Source organism: Bacillus sp. OTU530 (genome assembly GCF_038440375.1).
Genome location: NZ_JASATP010000001.1, coordinates 136,151 through 150,089, shown reverse-complemented (window position 1 = coordinate 150,089; position 13,939 = coordinate 136,151). Strand labels below are relative to the sequence as shown.

General features: G+C 41.6%; 19 protein-coding genes. 4 read left to right on the top strand and 15 right to left on the bottom strand.

Annotated features, from left to right (window positions below; translation table 11 throughout):
• Nucleotide 1: 1 nt before the first annotated feature.
• The 4 genes from AAHB12_RS00805 to AAHB12_RS00790 all read right to left on the bottom strand — a co-directional run bounded on the left by AAHB12_RS00805 (nt 2) and on the right by AAHB12_RS00790 (nt 1,842).
• Complete coding sequence (locus AAHB12_RS00805) at nt 2-232, bottom strand: YqzK family protein (RefSeq protein WP_129727094.1); 231 nt, start codon at nt 230-232, stop codon at nt 2-4.
• A gap of 131 nt (nt 233-363) precedes the next feature.
• Nucleotides 364-822 carry a ferric iron uptake transcriptional regulator gene (gene fur / locus AAHB12_RS00800; protein ID WP_129727095.1) on the bottom strand — a complete coding sequence of 153 codons (459 nt, stop codon included), beginning with the start codon at nt 820-822 and terminating at the stop codon, nt 364-366.
• Nucleotides 823-928: 106 nt separating this feature from the next.
• Entirely contained in the window at nt 929-1,579 is a 651-nt protein-coding gene (gene spoIIM, locus AAHB12_RS00795) for a stage II sporulation protein M (RefSeq protein ID WP_342043982.1), read from the bottom strand.
• 107 nt (nt 1,580-1,686) lie between these two features.
• Nucleotides 1,687-1,842 carry an SH3 domain-containing protein gene (locus AAHB12_RS00790; RefSeq protein WP_281278878.1) on the bottom strand — a complete coding sequence of 52 codons (156 nt, stop codon included), beginning with the start codon at nt 1,840-1,842 and terminating at the stop codon, nt 1,687-1,689.
• A gap of 258 nt (nt 1,843-2,100) precedes the next feature.
• On the opposite strand from AAHB12_RS00790, the gene AAHB12_RS00785 reads away from it, so the two are divergent.
• Nucleotides 2,101-2,340, top strand: a complete 240-nt coding sequence (locus AAHB12_RS00785; RefSeq protein WP_129727098.1) for a DUF3951 domain-containing protein — start codon at nt 2,101-2,103, stop codon at nt 2,338-2,340.
• 22 nt (nt 2,341-2,362) lie between these two features.
• Here AAHB12_RS00785 and AAHB12_RS00780 read toward each other — a convergent pair whose 3' ends face one another.
• Nucleotides 2,363-2,902 (bottom strand): NUDIX domain-containing protein, encoded by a 540-nt coding sequence (locus AAHB12_RS00780; protein WP_205650888.1) that lies wholly within the window; start codon nt 2,900-2,902, stop codon nt 2,363-2,365.
• Between the two features lie 71 nt (nt 2,903-2,973).
• Here AAHB12_RS00780 and mciZ point away from each other — a divergent pair, with 71 nt between their 5' ends.
• Entirely contained in the window at nt 2,974-3,102 is a 129-nt protein-coding gene (gene mciZ / locus AAHB12_RS00775) for a Z-ring formation inhibitor MciZ (protein WP_129727100.1), read from the top strand.
• A gap of 55 nt (nt 3,103-3,157) precedes the next feature.
• Nucleotides 3,158-4,072, top strand: coding sequence for an aldo/keto reductase (locus AAHB12_RS00770; protein WP_342043981.1), 915 nt, complete (start codon nt 3,158-3,160; stop codon nt 4,070-4,072).
• Between the two features lie 302 nt (nt 4,073-4,374).
• Here the strand turns inward: AAHB12_RS00770 and AAHB12_RS00765 are convergent, their stop codons facing one another.
• From AAHB12_RS00765 to AAHB12_RS00725, 9 genes are all read right to left on the bottom strand, one after another.
• Entirely contained in the window at nt 4,375-4,935 is a 561-nt protein-coding gene (locus tag AAHB12_RS00765) for a CBO0543 family protein (protein WP_342043980.1), read from the bottom strand.
• Nucleotides 4,936-5,033: 98 nt separating this feature from the next.
• Complete coding sequence (locus tag AAHB12_RS00760; RefSeq protein WP_129727103.1) at nt 5,034-5,480, bottom strand: hypothetical protein; 447 nt, start codon at nt 5,478-5,480, stop codon at nt 5,034-5,036.
• Between the two features lie 17 nt (nt 5,481-5,497).
• The gene (locus AAHB12_RS00755) at nt 5,498-6,262 is read right to left on the bottom strand and encodes a hypothetical protein (protein ID WP_342043979.1); all 765 of its coding nucleotides are present in this window, start codon (nt 6,260-6,262) and stop codon (nt 5,498-5,500) included.
• 336 nt (nt 6,263-6,598) lie between these two features.
• Nucleotides 6,599-8,215, bottom strand: a complete 1,617-nt coding sequence (locus AAHB12_RS00750; protein WP_342043978.1) for an MDR family MFS transporter — start codon at nt 8,213-8,215, stop codon at nt 6,599-6,601.
• Nucleotide 8,216: 1 nt separating this feature from the next.
• The gene (locus AAHB12_RS00745) at nt 8,217-8,681 is read right to left on the bottom strand and encodes a MarR family winged helix-turn-helix transcriptional regulator (RefSeq protein WP_342043977.1); all 465 of its coding nucleotides are present in this window, start codon (nt 8,679-8,681) and stop codon (nt 8,217-8,219) included.
• 297 nt (nt 8,682-8,978) lie between these two features.
• Nucleotides 8,979-9,800 carry an aldo/keto reductase gene (locus AAHB12_RS00740; protein WP_129727107.1) on the bottom strand — a complete coding sequence of 274 codons (822 nt, stop codon included), beginning with the start codon at nt 9,798-9,800 and terminating at the stop codon, nt 8,979-8,981.
• A gap of 281 nt (nt 9,801-10,081) precedes the next feature.
• Nucleotides 10,082-10,354, bottom strand: a complete 273-nt coding sequence (locus AAHB12_RS00735) for a YqkE family protein (RefSeq protein WP_129727108.1) — start codon at nt 10,352-10,354, stop codon at nt 10,082-10,084.
• Nucleotides 10,355-10,452: 98 nt separating this feature from the next.
• The gene (locus AAHB12_RS00730; protein ID WP_129727109.1) at nt 10,453-10,908 is read right to left on the bottom strand and encodes a ribbon-helix-helix domain-containing protein; all 456 of its coding nucleotides are present in this window, start codon (nt 10,906-10,908) and stop codon (nt 10,453-10,455) included.
• A gap of 408 nt (nt 10,909-11,316) precedes the next feature.
• Complete coding sequence (locus AAHB12_RS00725) at nt 11,317-12,363, bottom strand: LacI family DNA-binding transcriptional regulator (RefSeq protein WP_342043976.1); 1,047 nt, start codon at nt 12,361-12,363, stop codon at nt 11,317-11,319.
• Nucleotides 12,364-12,487: 124 nt separating this feature from the next.
• On the opposite strand from AAHB12_RS00725, the gene AAHB12_RS00720 reads away from it, so the two are divergent.
• On the top strand, nt 12,488-13,390 hold the full coding sequence (locus AAHB12_RS00720) for an alpha/beta hydrolase (RefSeq protein WP_342043975.1): 903 nt from the start codon (nt 12,488-12,490) through the stop codon (nt 13,388-13,390).
• Nucleotides 13,391-13,581: 191 nt separating this feature from the next.
• On the opposite strand, the gene AAHB12_RS00715 is transcribed toward AAHB12_RS00720, so the two are convergent.
• Nucleotides 13,582-13,824 carry a DUF2552 family protein gene (locus AAHB12_RS00715; protein WP_129727111.1) on the bottom strand — a complete coding sequence of 81 codons (243 nt, stop codon included), beginning with the start codon at nt 13,822-13,824 and terminating at the stop codon, nt 13,582-13,584.
• Between the last annotated feature and the right edge of the window lie 115 nt (nt 13,825-13,939).

The following is a 13,939-nucleotide window of genomic DNA, read 5'->3' as shown; positions in this document are numbered from 1 at the left end:
CCTACTCCCCGTTTTCATAGAAGAAGATCACCCGATCCATCCAATTATTCGCAACGGAACCATGCATGCCCGATACTTCCTCTACTGATTCTCCTGTCGGCTTATCATAGCGATGATAGTTTTGATATTCTTCATTTACCCATAGTATAGCGAAATAAAACAAAAGCGTACAACCTACAAACAATATAAAAACCTTTACAACATCAAACATAACCTTCATTGCTTGGCGCATCTTGTTCCTCCATTGATAAGTTTTAGCGCGAGCCCATTAGCTAGCGCACCCTTACTACAACATATGCCAAGCCTATAAAAATTTATACTTTTTAAAGTATAAAAAATCCCCTTCCCCAGAATGGGAAGAGGTTATGTTTCTTGTTGTACGAGCTTTTCTTGACACGCGTGGCACATGCCATAAAAGCTTAAACGGTGATCCTTCACCTTAAAGTTCCACGCTTTTTCCACTTGTTTCTCTACTTCGCCGAGTAAATCCTCTTGAATTTCTTCCACAGCACCGCATTCCGTACAAATCAGATGGTGATGGAAACGAGTCGCACCCTCTTGGCGCAAGTCGTAGCGTGATACGCCATCACCGAAGTTGATTTTATCAACAATTTTTAACTCTGTTAATAATTCCAAAGTCCGATACACAGTCGCAAGTCCAATTTCCGGCGATTTTTCTTTTACGAGGAGGTACACATCTTCCGCACTCAAATGGTCTTCTTCGTTTTCAAGCAGAACGCGTACAGTTGCTTCCCGCTGTGGTGTCAATTTATAGCTTGCTGCATGCAATTGCTTCTTAATTCGTTCGATTCTGTCTTCCATTTTGGGCTACTCCCTCCCTCGCCATTCTTACACCATTATATCAGAAGAAGGGATACTGTCAAAAGGAAATACTCAAAATTAACTAAGGATTGTTATCAGATAAGAATTATTTTTCATTAATGGTTTTAATGACAACCTTCATAAAGGAAGGCGCTACATACGACTCCACCATAGAAGCGCCTGCAAGCACAATGCCGATAACAAGAAAGAATACGGTATACCTTGTAAATAACGGCAGGAATGGTTCATGCAGCTTTCGTACGAATTGATGACGGATCAGCCGCAATGAAAAGCTTACCGCTATCACTGTCGTTATAATAAAAGTAGGAATGATAATAAAATTTTGCGGCATAATCGCGACAGCCGATAATAAAAAACCGCTCCAGCCAAGCTGGCTTACAAGAAAACCAACGGTAAAGCCTACAACAACCCCCTTTAAAAACAACAGCACAAAAATAAGCGGCAAACCAATCATAGAAATGCCAAGCAGCCAAATAAAGCCAATATACTTCAAATGGGAAAAATAGCTTTCCTGAAACATCTCAATCGGCTGCGCAAACTTCCCCTGTGAGACTTGTCCAAAAAAACGGTTTAAATAAAAGTATAAATCCTGCTTTTGACTCGCATGCAGGCTATTTACGAGAATCGCTCCAAAAATGACGCCCATCAGCAGCAGGACAGAGACAAATAAATAAAGCGAGGAATGAGCTTGTATATGGGACATTGCTCTCTCCCGCCATGATTGCTTTCTGACCATCTCTTTCCCTCCATTTCTTTTCTAGTAAATTGTATGAGAGAAAAGAGAGAGTATGACTAGGAATGAAAAAAGAGACATGCATAATAGGGTTATTCACTATGATTATTTTAGTACGATTTGAATGCTGCATATGCTGGATTAGCAAAGCACCACTGATTGCCGCCAAGATTATACCAGCCGTTTGTTTCCCCGTATACCTTATAAATTTCGTTTTTGTGCATAACACGGATAATACTATGCTGCATACTAGGACCACTGCGCACATTCAAATCAACATTAACTTATGTACAAACTTTGCATCTGATTGGACAACTATGACATATGCTTAAGGCTTTTGATTTAATAAAATTATATGAGCGGCTAACTGAATGAGGGTATTCCTAACATTTCCGACTACGTCGAATTCGCTTCCAGCTGGAAACTTATATTTTCTTGCAGTGTAAGAAAGAGGGGCTGTCCTTTTTAAGGAGAAAAGGAATTAGGGTATAATTGAAGAACATATTGGATTGGAGGAACATCTATTGAATCTATTAGATATGGCTGCGATAGGTCTGCCAATGGCCATTGTTATCTTAACGTTGATTGGATTTTATAAACTATTCATAAAAAAGAAAAACATCACAGCTTTTTATACACCGTTCGATGAAATCATGGGGCAAACGCCCATTGCATTTCATGAGGAGCAGCATGTCGTAGAAGAGGATGAGGGCGAGGCAGACGGTAAAGATAAGTATAACAAGGGAAGAAAGAGACATCCGTAATGGTTGTCTCTTTCTCATTGTCTTACTTTTTCAGCTGTAAATACTGCATCGCAAGAATTGTTTTCGCATCATGGATACGCTGCTCCTGAATCAATTCCCATGCTTCTTCTAATGTTACCTCCAGCAAATCAACAAATTCATCCTCATCCAAATCCGCTTTATCTTCCTTCTTTGTTAGGCCTGTCGCCTCGTATAAATAGATGATCTCATCCGCAAAACCTGGTGATGTGTAAAACGAATATAAAAGCTTCATATCCTCACATATGTATCCTGTTTCCTCTTCCAGCTCCCGCATCGCCGTTGCAAGCGGGGCTTCCCCTTGTTCCAGCTTGCCCGCTGGAATTTCTACAAGCGCCTTTTCCATCGCCTTTCGATATTGCTCAACAAGGACAATTTTCCCCTCGTCTGTTACGGCAATAACAGCAACCGCTCCCGGATGCTTGACAAGCTCACGTTTGCTGGAAGCCCCATTTGGCAATACTACATCATCAACACGTACTTGAATAATGCGGCCATCATAAATCGGCTGGGTTGCTGTTGTTTTTTCTTCAAATTTATGCACAATATCATCTCCTTGTTCTATTCGTTAGGTTCTCTTCATACATTCTATCACAACTCTTAAGGAGGAAAAAAATGAAAGTATATCTACTAGAAAATAGAATTATGCTCGTTGGCAAAGCGTGGGAGATTCGCAACAAGCTCAAGGAATATAGCAAACACTACACAACCGTTTCCGAGTGGCTACAGGAAATGAAAAAGTAAACTGTTTGTATCCGCATTCCTCTCTCGCTTACAATAGAAATAAGGAGGGGTGTGCATGAAAAAACGCCAAGTAGGAAATTCAGATTTATTTGTAAGCGAGGTAGGATTGGGCTGCATGTCGCTCGGCACAAATGAAGCAGAAGCGCTTCGGATTCTTGACGCTGCCTTTGCGGAAGGAATTAATTTTCTCGATACTGCCGACTTGTATCACTACGGCTTAAACGAAGAAATTGTCGGAAAGGCGATTCGTGATAGACGAGCTGATATTGTACTTGCGACAAAGGTTGGCAACCGCTGGACGGAGGAGAAAAACGGTTGGTTTTGGGATCCATCCAAAGCGTACATAAAGGAAGAAGTAAAAGAGAGCCTGCGCCGTCTAGGAACGGACTATATCGACTTATATCAGCTGCACGGCGGGACCATTGAGGATAACATCGAGGAAACAATTGCAGCATTTGATGAGCTGCAAAAGGAGGGTGTTATTCGCTATTACGGAATTTCCTCGATCCGCCCGAACGTGATTCGCGAGTATGTAAAGCGATCTAATATCGTAAGCATCTTAATGGAATACAGCATCCTAAACCGCCGCCCAGAGGAACTATTTCCTCTTCTCAAAGAGCATCATGTAAGCGTCATTGCGCGTGGTCCGGTTGCGAAAGGATTGCTTACGAATCATAACGTAGGCAAGCTTGAAAATGCGCAGGAAAAAGGCTATTTGTCGTATCGCTATGAAGAGCTTGAACGTACACTGCAAATTGTGCAAACTGCTGCACCTAATCGTCCGCTTGAAGAAATTGCTGTGCAATACTGCCTGCACGATCCTGTTGTTGCTTCCATTATCCCAGGGGCAAGCTCTATAGGACAGCTCCGCGCAAATGCAAATGCTGGACAAGCTGCGCCCCTTACAGCACAGGAATACGAACACATTCAAAATACAACAAAGCAAGATTTGTATGAGCTGCATCGCTAGGAAAAATGTTATTCTGCTTTTTATTTGAGTACTCCAAAAGACACCTCATGTGTCATTTGGAGTATTTCTTTTGCATTTTAAGAAAGGATAACTTTTCGGGGTGATGTCTTTTTCGGGGTGATGTCTAGCTCCCAAGGCCCAAAATGGCAGACTCCGGTCCACCCCTACGCTGCTATAAAAGGCTGGCTTTGTCCTTTTCTTATACTTTAAGAAAGGATAAATTTCTAGCTGGAAGACCATTCGGCGTAGCAAGAAATTTTAGAATAAAGTATAAGTAGGGCTCGCCAATCAGCGAATTTTCTTTACACAGTTCCAAAACTTTCTCTTTTACTCACCCAATTAGCGGCTAGATAAATCAACATATAAATGGGAAAGGAGTATGCGTACTGCCAATGAACTTTTGTATATAAGCCCGTCCATTCAAATATGGGTTCTCCGATGAATGCGACCATTAATCCGTAAATGATGGCTTTCTTTAAAGGAAATATATGCGGTCTAAATTGTATCAATAATGTCATGGTCACTGGAAAAAGTGCGAAATCCCAGGGTGCATACGAAGGAATAGTAGGGATAACTTTCCCTGCATAATACCATAATCCTAAAGCAACACCGCAAAAGTCAAACCAAGAGCATACAATAATGATGAAAAAGGCAGTAAACATGAAACGAGCACGGTTTGCTTTATCAATCCATCTCCACCAGATGGCCCATGGAAGAATAGTAAGTCCGACAGATAGCCACCAGTCCCAGTGCAGAAATGTATGTTCCTTCCAGTAAGTGAAGTATGCTTCATTTGCCTTATGGACTATGTGATAAAACTCTTCAATTTTATGCGTGTTTTCTTCTAGACGGAAGTTCTTCATCCTCTAATTCACCATTTTCGTATAGTTTACATATGTGTAAAACAGAAAAATCTTTCATTTGATAAATGTATGTATTCTCTGTGCCTTCGTGTCTCCTCTTAGACCCGGGCTACGCCTAATGCTGTATGCTCCCACAAAATCCTTTCAACAGCTTCCCATTGATAGTCTTCGCATCGTATCATCAGCACGACTTCCGAGGTTATTTGTTTGTTTCCTTCCGGCCTCTTTTTAACCATCCATAATTTAATCAAAAACCCGACAAGTAAGCCGGTAACTGCCCCAATAATCCCCCAAATGATTGGTCCCCATTTTAGTACATATCCATAAATTGCCCCTAAGAGCATGGTACATGTCCCTAATATTGCTGCTGCATCAAACATACTAAGCCCATCTGCTCGGTGAATTGTATCAAATAGTTGTTTCGGTTCGGTTCTCTTTTTAAGAGGAACTGCAAATATCTGTTCTTTTGGAATCCCCTTCTGTTCCAGTGAGCTAATAGCAAGTTCAATAAAAAGGGAATTTTCAAATGTCGTAATCACTAACATACAGATCTCCTCTCCTGTTAGATAGGTGGCTTGAAATTAGGGTTTTGGTAATTGCGACGTAAATAGTTCGATAGCTCTTTTTCAAACAACTTATTGTATTCAACCGCTGAAACATAGGAATCGTACACGATAAATATATATATGGACGGGAGATACATCGCCCATTGCATATTTATAATTTGTTTCGCTTGTGCAAATTCCCCGACCATCGTAAACTGAATTGCCTGTGGGATATGTCCAAAATACAACACCGTGATTGTGTATCCAAAAACAAAGAAACCTGTGAGAATTTTATGAATATACAAGTGTCCGAGCCCAGGCATGAGAAACGACCATGTTAAAGCAATCCATGGTTTACACCTCCCTAAAGAATTAATATCCCAAGATCCGATATTCAAAGAAGGGATGGGTGCATCTTCCCGATCTGCTAATAAGTAGAGTTTATTATGATCGACAGTTACCCGGTAGCTGTCCCATATGCTAAACATATAAATTCCCACATACAGCATAAGCCATTTTTCATCGAGGGCTTTTTTAGCCGTTTCAAAATCTCCTAGTAAAGAATAGAGGATACCAAGGTTGACATTCGCCATATTGTTAATAAATGCTTCCCACGTAATGAGGATAAAAGCTGCTGCATAACGGTGCAGCAACAGATGTCCAAAACCTGGATATGAAAAAGCAAAAAAACTGATAACCCAAGGGTTTCGCAAATGAAGTTGTGAAATAGTAAATTGAGATATATGAGCTCTTGTTCTTCGAAAAGGAGGCATTTGATTCATAGCATTTACTCCTAATTACTACGTTTCTCCGTTCGTATATATTGCTTGTTTCATCGGAGAACGTATCATTTTCAAAATCATGCAGTCCCTTATATTCCAGTCCAAAAACACTGAAATAAACTGAAGATTTAGTACTTTCTCTTTGAAGCGATTTTAGCTGTTAGTATAGATCTTACGTCTACGATTACTTTTCTTTAGTATCGTTCTCATTCTTTTAGATTTTCAAACAAAAATTTCCGGCTACGTCGAATTCGCTTCTATCTGGAAATTTTTTCTTTCTCAAAGCATAAAAAAAGAAGCTGACCCCTTAGTCAACCTCTTTTTTCTATCCATTTCTTAATTTGATTGAGCCAAAACCTTTGCTTCTTCTTCATTCCCAGCCTTTTTTCCTGTCTTTCTGTCAGACAGTTTAATGTGCGGCAGAAGGAGCGTGAATACTGCCCCGATAACAATAATAACTAATCCCACTAGGAATACGCTGTGGAGAGAGTCCATTAATGATGTTTTTAAGATAGGAGTCATCTTTTCAGCTAATGCCGCTGGCAGCTGTTTCAAAGCCTCTGGGCTGAACAATGACTGCAATAGCCCCTCTGGATTTGTTGCAATCATTTCTTTAAACTTAGTTACCATTTCGCTTGCCTGTGCTGGCAATGTATTTAAGAATGGTACAAGCTTGTCATTAAGCGCCGTTCCTGCTTGCTTATTCATTACAGCCCCTAAAATGGTAATACCAAACGTACCGCCGATGGAGCGGAAAAACTGACTGGAGGATGTAACAACTCCAAGCTCCTCCCTCGAAAAGCTCTCCTGTAACGCAAGAGTAAGCAAAGGCATGACTAAGCCCATCCCGAAACCGATTACTGCCATATAAGATGTTGCCACAAGCTTTGCTGTATTCATATCTAACGTTGTCAGCAGCCCAAAGCCGCCCGCCATAACAAGCATTCCAATAATAATTTGAATTTTAATGCCAATTTTATAGACAAGTTGCCCGCCAATAATACTTGTAATGATCATCGAAACCATCATTGGCGTCATAATCATTCCCGATTCCGTGGCACTTACACCAACAATGCCTTGCATAAAGAATGGTACAAATGTAATTGCCCCAAACATCCCGATACTCATGAAAAAGCCGATTAAATTCAAAGATGTAAAGGTTCTATTCTTAAAGAGATACATTGGTAAAATCGGTTCTTTTGCCTTTGTTTCTGCGATAACGAAGCCCGCTAATCCAATGAGAGCGAGTGCGAATAAGCCGAGAATTTGCCAGGAGTCCCAAGCGTAGTCCTTGCCGCCGAGACTTAATGCAAGCAACAGGCTCACAACCCCAACAACCATTGTGAGCATACCGGCAATGTCAAACTGAATCGGTCCTGTATGCTTGCGCCCCTGTAAGCCTAACGCAATTAGAATAGTCGCAATAATTCCAACAGGGAGGTTAATATAAAATACCCACTTCCAGTTCCAAGCGTCTACAATCCAACCGCCAATTTGCGGTCCAATAACCGAAGCAAGACCGAAAATCGCTCCAAACACACCTTGAAATTTAGCACGCTGCGCTCCTGTAAACAGGTCACCGACAACAATCATCGCCATTGGCATTAGCACGCCGCCCCCGATGCCCTGCAAACCACGATAAATGATCAGCTGTGTCATATTTTCAGCCATTCCGCACAAAGCAGAAGCAATCATAAAAATAATAAGTCCTGTTACGTATACAACCCTGCGTCCTAGCAAATCAGCTAATTTCCCTGCAATTGGCACAACGGTTGTAGATGTCAGCAAATATGCTGTTGTCAGCCATGTCATCATGCTTAATCCGCCTAAATCACCAACAATCCGCGGCATCGCCGTTCCGACAATTGTACCGTCAAGTGCAGAGAAGAACATCGCAATGATGAGCCCAATCAGCAATAAGGTACGCTTGCTATCTTTTTCTTGTTTCACCATCCTAGCATTTCCCCTCTTCTTCCTCGTTCTTATCAAAAACTGTTATCTGCGCGAGCTTCTCTGTTATGGAGGCCATTGCTTCTAGCTCTTCCGTAGTCAAACTCGACAAATAGCGCTGCGCAACAGCTTTTCTCGCGCCAATTAGTTGCTTTAGCCTTTCTTCTCCACGTTCGCTCAGACGAATGTTAACAACACGTCGATCCTTCTTATCATGCTCACGTTCTACAAGCTTATGCTGTTCTAAACGGTCTATCATCAGCGTTACCGCACTTGGCTTTACATCCATATGCTCAGCTAGCTGTGAAACCTTGCAGCTCCCCTTTTTGTTTACGTATATCAATACGAAAAACTGTGTTGGGGTCAATTCATAGCTGTGTACAACCTCTAGCAGTTCAGGCTGCATTTGTTGGAACACAGTGTGAACGGCTGCCTGAATTCGTTCAATGTAATGATCTACCTCGCCCAAAGTATAACCCCCAATATTTAATTTAATTAAATATATGCATAACAGCAATATTTAATATACATTAAATATTTATATGAATCAACATTTATTTTTGTTATCTTTTTTAGGTATACGCAATTCGGATAGTTTCTGTAATATCCTTTGCATTTCGCGCCCAATCGATGACAGGAGCAGACAAAAGGTGCTCTCAAAGGTTAGCCAGACTATCCTTTAGGAACACCTTTCATGAAAATATGACATAAAGAAAAAACGAAAGTGTGGATGCCACACTTTCGTTTTTTCTTCACTTACCTAGTATTAAAAATCGAAATTATCTGGATCTGGACCGAGTCGTCGATTTTCATTTAGTGCGTCGATTTTTGCTAGGTCTTCAGCAGATAATTCAAAATCAAATACATTCACGTTTTGTTCAATGCGGGATGGCGTGATCGACTTTGGAATTGTTATAATATCGCTTTGAATGTCCCAGCGCAGTACAATTTGTGCTGGTGTTTTACCATACTTTTCAGCGAGCTCCGCAATCGTTTCGTTTTCAAAAATCTCACCGCCCTGCATAAGCGGGCTCCATGCCTCAACAGCAATCTCATGCTTTTGGCAAAACTCACGAATTTCCACCTGTGATAGGCGTGGATGAAGCTCGATCTGGTTCACCATTGGCTTAATCTTGCAGTTTGCAAGCACATCCTCTAGGTGATGGATATGAAAGTTAGATACGCCGATTGCACGCACCTTTCCTTGCTCATACAATGTTTCTAATGCTCGATATGTATCGACATATTTGCCGCTTACAGGCCAGTGGATTAAATATAAATCCATATACTCTAAGCCAAGTTTATCAAGGCTTGTCTCAAATGCCTTCAATGTAGATTCGTAGCCTTGGTCGCTATTCCACACCTTTGTTGTAATAAACAAATCTTCACGCGCTACGCCAGATTCACGGATCGCTTCTCCAACGCCTGCTTCGTTGCCATACACAGCAGCTGTATCAATGCTGCGGTAGCCGGCTGCTAAAGCTGCCTTCACTGCTGTTCGTACTTCTTCGCCTTCTTTTGTTTGCCACACGCCCAGACCAAGAACAGGCATGTCCACACCGTTATGAAGCTTTTTTGTTGGAATCATAGGTTTCCCCTCCGTTTTAGAAATCTCTTCCTGTTTATTTAATCAGTAAGAAAGCGGGAATGTCAATGAAAGTGATTTCGAACTAAGAAAAGCGGACATGGCTTCGTTTTCTCTCCCTAGTAAAGAAAACTCACCGATTGGCGAGCCCCGCTCTTGGGCGAAGACAGAGGCGTAGCCCTACTTATACTGTATTCCTAAAATTTCCGACTATGTCGAACGGTCTCCTAGCCAGCTTAAAGTGTAAAACAGGCTGGATTCTTCATCCAGCCCGACTCACATTGTTATTTGAAATCCTTCCAAGATAGATTACTTTCTTTTAGCAAATCTTCAAATGTTTTATTTTTTTCGCGTTCCCGCTGCTCACGCTTTTTTCGTTCCAATTCCTCAGCTCGCTGCTTTTCCTGCTGTTTGTCCTGCTCCTCCTGCAGCGCTTTTTGCTTTTGCTTCAGTTGCTGCAATACGTCCGTATTTAAAAAGTCTCCCAAGCGCACGCTCTCTTTTTCAGTTTCAGCTTTGCGAACGGGTTGTCTTTGCTGCTTTTGTTTTTTTGCCATATGACCTCTCCCCTTGTTGTTTCCCTCATTACGGCTTATTTTTTAGATTATTGTAGCAAATGTCCTATCCTCTTTCCAGTATACAGGTCGCCAGGAGTTCACCATTTATTCTCCCTCAAAAACAATCGCAGCGCCGCCTCCACTATTCTTGATTTTTGGATGCCTCGTTTAGCTGATGCTGCGTCCAAATGCTGTAACAGCGATACGGGAAGCGTAAAGGTTCTTCGCGCCCGTTGTTCTTCCGCCTCGGACAGTGCGTTGTATATAGGCCGATTTTCAAGCAAAGATCGAATATAACGCAATTCTTCGTACATAAGCTTTTGATAATCAGGCACTTCCGCTGCTTTAGATAAGGGTACCTCGCCAAAAATACTCTGTTCCCTAGGCTCCTCTCCCTCGCCGACAAAGACTCTTTTTTTCTTTTTGCTATCATACTCGTATCCAAATAACCGCAACTTCTTCGATAGTGTATGCGGCATCAAGCCAAGCCGCTTGGCCAACACGACGAGCGATTCCCTCCCATTGAGACGATCAATAATATCTCCTACCTTCATTGACCTGCCCTCCTAATAGAATCGAGCTGAAAAGAAAGGAATAGACAATTCTGGCTGGCTATTGTTTTCATCATTATTTGCACTACGGGCCCTTTCCAAAATTGCTCCTTTTATTAACTAAAAATGACATACTGGCAGGTATACTGCGAAACATAATCAACTGCGAGTTATAGTAATGAACCGCTAATTCGATGTATTAGTAAATTGGGAGATAAAGTATGATTGCAGCTACGCCTTTATCTTCGCCAATCGTTGAGCTGTCCGTTAAATGCTCATAGCTCTACTTTATACATACTCCAGCTTCCGCTATTTTATCATTCCGACCTTTTCATACTTATATAGCAAAAGGTCTGCTTTGCGGCAGACCTTTTGCTAATTAATTTCATAAAATCAGAATATAAAAATGAACTATCTTGTTGTTTCGCGCTCAATTAGAACAGGACGTAAGCGACGAACTGCCTCTGTCTGTTCTTTCATTTGTCGAAGCAGCATGTGGACGGCAATCGTACCTTTGTCCCCATAAGGCTGTCCGACTGTTGTAAGGGCCGGATATAAAAATTCTCCTGCTGCTATTCCATCAATTCCGATAAGCTGAAGCTGATCAGGAACAGATAGGTGAAGACGATGCGCCGCGCGCAAAGCCCCAATTCCTACAATATCATTGCAAGCAACAATTCCATCTATGTAAGGTGCATGTTGCAGCATTGCGATAGTTGCTTGCTCACCCTCCCTAACGGATAAACCGCTCGTTACGACTCGGTATGGGATATTGTAGTACTCAGCAGTATCGATGAAGCCCTCCAGCCGCTCATGCATTGCTTCATTATGCTCTGGACCGCGAAGGTGAGCCAAAAAGCGGCAGCCTTTTTTAATAAGCTGCTCTGTTGCTAGTTTTGCTCCTTCATAGTCGCAGCATCTTACAGTAGCGTACGTGTTATGTAATTCACCGTCCAAAACGACAAACGGAGTAGAGGAGATTTTCTTCTTGACCTGCTCATAGACCTCATTCATAACAAGAAAGCCCGCCACATTATTTTGCAGCAGCGTGTCTACATAGGATGCCTTCCCATTGACCCTTCCTATTACAATTTGATATCCAGCCTCATATGCTGCTTGCTCAATGGAAGAAAACAGCTCAAAAAAGGAAGGAGCAGAATCATCAGATACAAGAAGAGCTATCATCGTAGAGGATTTCTTAAAAAGCGACTTGGCTACTGCATTTGGTTTATATTGCAGCCTTTCTATTGCTTCTTCTACTTGCTTCACCGTCTCTTCATGAACGTATCCCTTTTTATTTAACACACGGGACACGGTTGCTACCGAAACACCAGCTAACTTTGCGACATCACGAATTGTTGCCACCTTCTCCACCTCTTTGCGGTAATGCGTTACAGATTTACCGTAAAACAAACAAAGCAAGCCGTCAAGATGAATATGAAAAAAAAGGAATAACATGAAGTTATTTCCCTGTCCTAGCCGTAATATGTAACATGTAACGATTGTTACATATTCTGCGCTGCTCCCGCTTTTTTTAGCAGTATGATACAATAACTTCTAGTTGAACTATTGGAGGATTAGTATGAGAGCGTTTTTCAGCTTAATAGGCATCTTCATTGCTATGTTATTTGGCGTTGGGATGTTTTTCACAAACAAGATCATGTATCTGAAAAAGAAAACAGATGAGGAAATCTTGCAGAGGGAAACAAATACAAATTTTAATTTGCAGAGGTTTCAATCGATGCAAAAGGAAGAGCTTTGGATCGACTCACCGTTTGGCTATCAAATTCATGGATATTATACTCCATCACGACATTCCAGCCGATTCATGATTTTTTGCCATGGCGTCTCCGTGAACAAACTGAATTCGGTGAAATACAGTAACCTCTTTTTAGAACGCGGCTTTAATGTTCTTATCTATGATCACCGTCGTCACGGCAAAACAGGCGGGAAAACAACGAGCTACGGCTATTATGAAAAGTATGATTTACATGCGGTTGTACAGTATATAAAGAGCCGATTCGGGCCTGATATTACTCTTGGCATTCACGGAGAATCGATGGGAGCTGCCACACTTTTGCAGTATGCAGGAATGGTTGAGGATGGAGCAGATTTTTATATTGCCGATTGTCCCTTTTCCGACTTTTACGAACAGCTATCCTATCGACTTAAAGTTGAATTCAAGCTGCCTCACTGGCCGGTGCTTCCTCTTGCGAACATGATTTTAAAACTTCGCGATGGATATAAGATACGTGATGTGTCCCCCATTCAATGTGTGAAACATATTAAAAGCCCTGTTTTGTTTATACACAGTAAGGATGACGATTATATTTTATGTAAAATGACAGAGGAATTGTATAATCACAAAGCAGGACCGAAGCAGCTGTTTATTGCAGAGCGAGGTGCCCATGCGATGTCATATGTGGAGAATAAAGAAGCATATAAGAGGGCGATCGACAGCTTCTTAAAGCGATATAAGCTATAAGCATATTTGCATAAAAGCAGCTGTGAGTACTAATACAAAGAAAACACAGCCATAATAGCAAAAAAGGAGAGAAGAATCTGTCATATGATTCTCCCCTCCTTTTTTTGCGCTTTAAAAAGGATAGATGCAACTACGTCTCTATCTTTGCCCGGCCCGGGGGCAGGGCTCTTTCTTTACTGTTATTCTGGACCTCATGCCAGGACGTCCGTGACGTCCTTCATATGTTCAGCAAGCCAAGTCATCGCTTCCTCAAGCGTCGCAAATTCTTGCATTTCAAATGTCATTTCATCCTGCAGCAGCCATGCATCCTTTTCCTCTTCTTCTATCCCAGCTTTTGACCAATGCAGCAAGCTGTAAGGCTGATGATCATATAAAAAGGAAACCCATTTTTTATCTCTCGCAATTGCTTGGATCGTATGTAATTTTTTGCTCATCTTTTTCCACCTATGTCTTTTTTCTTACACTGTAGAAACAGCTAAATTTCCAGCTCGAAGTCATTCAACGCAGTCAGAAATTTTAAGGATACAGTGTAAGTGTAACTACGCCCTA

Excerpts from the sequence above, each read along its gene's own strand:
- AAHB12_RS00770 (WP_342043981.1), top strand. The coding sequence starts at position 3,158 with ATGAAAAAACGCCAAGTAGGAAATTCAGATTTATTTGTAAGCGAGGTA.
- AAHB12_RS00730 (WP_129727109.1), bottom strand. The coding sequence starts at position 10,908 with ATGAAGGTAGGAGATATTATTGATCGTCTCAATGGGAGGGAATCGCTC.
- mciZ (WP_129727100.1), top strand. The coding sequence starts at position 2,974 with ATGAAAGTATATCTACTAGAAAATAGAATTATGCTCGTTGGCAAAGCG.
- spoIIM (WP_342043982.1), bottom strand. The coding sequence starts at position 1,579 with ATGGTCAGAAAGCAATCATGGCGGGAGAGAGCAATGTCCCATATACAA.
- AAHB12_RS00735 (WP_129727108.1), bottom strand. The coding sequence starts at position 10,354 with ATGGCAAAAAAACAAAAGCAGCAAAGACAACCCGTTCGCAAAGCTGAA.
- AAHB12_RS00740 (WP_129727107.1), bottom strand. The coding sequence starts at position 9,800 with ATGATTCCAACAAAAAAGCTTCATAACGGTGTGGACATGCCTGTTCTT.
- AAHB12_RS00715 (WP_129727111.1), bottom strand. The coding sequence starts at position 13,824 with ATGAGCAAAAAATTACATACGATCCAAGCAATTGCGAGAGATAAAAAA.
- AAHB12_RS00765 (WP_342043980.1), bottom strand. The coding sequence starts at position 4,935 with ATGAAGAACTTCCGTCTAGAAGAAAACACGCATAAAATTGAAGAGTTT.
- AAHB12_RS00750 (WP_342043978.1), bottom strand. The coding sequence starts at position 8,215 with ATGGTGAAACAAGAAAAAGATAGCAAGCGTACCTTATTGCTGATTGGG.
- AAHB12_RS00755 (WP_342043979.1), bottom strand. The coding sequence starts at position 6,262 with ATGAATCAAATGCCTCCTTTTCGAAGAACAAGAGCTCATATATCTCAA.
- AAHB12_RS00760 (WP_129727103.1), bottom strand. The coding sequence starts at position 5,480 with ATGTTAGTGATTACGACATTTGAAAATTCCCTTTTTATTGAACTTGCT.
- AAHB12_RS00725 (WP_342043976.1), bottom strand. The coding sequence starts at position 12,363 with ATGTTATTCCTTTTTTTTCATATTCATCTTGACGGCTTGCTTTGTTTG.
- AAHB12_RS00805 (WP_129727094.1), bottom strand. The coding sequence starts at position 232 with ATGCGCCAAGCAATGAAGGTTATGTTTGATGTTGTAAAGGTTTTTATA.
- fur (WP_129727095.1), bottom strand. The coding sequence starts at position 822 with ATGGAAGACAGAATCGAACGAATTAAGAAGCAATTGCATGCAGCAAGC.
- AAHB12_RS00720 (WP_342043975.1), top strand. The coding sequence starts at position 12,488 with ATGAGAGCGTTTTTCAGCTTAATAGGCATCTTCATTGCTATGTTATTT.